The organism is Staphylococcus pasteuri, from assembly GCF_030547725.1.
Classification (GTDB): Bacteria; Bacillota; Bacilli; order Staphylococcales; family Staphylococcaceae; genus Staphylococcus; species Staphylococcus pasteuri.
Map to the genome: position 1 here is coordinate 1 of NZ_JAUOQO010001047.1, position 233 is coordinate 233.

At 61.8% G+C, this 233-nt stretch carries 1 protein-coding gene; it reads left to right on the plus strand.

All coding sequences use genetic code 11. From position 1 onward, the window contains the following. Positions 1 to 23: 23 nt before the first annotated feature. The coding region (locus Q4528_RS16360; RefSeq protein ID WP_303522846.1) for a hypothetical protein at positions 24 to 233 on the plus strand (210 nt) is incomplete at its 3' end.

The following is a 233-nucleotide window of genomic DNA, read 5'->3' on the forward strand; positions in this document are numbered from 1 at the left end:
GTTTGGCCATGCCAGCAAAGTCGTTGATCGACGCGACCGAACGAACTCAGGGCGACAAGGGGCGAAAAATGCTAGTCAAGGATCAGCTGCCGCGCATCTTCCAGGCCAACCTTGCGCGACTGTTTGAGCGGGTGGTCCAGCCCGCGATGGAGGCGCTGCCGGTTCATTCGTCGCTCGAAAGCGGCGAGGCGGCGACGATGGATCAATTTCTCGTTCGCGCTGCGGCCCAGGTC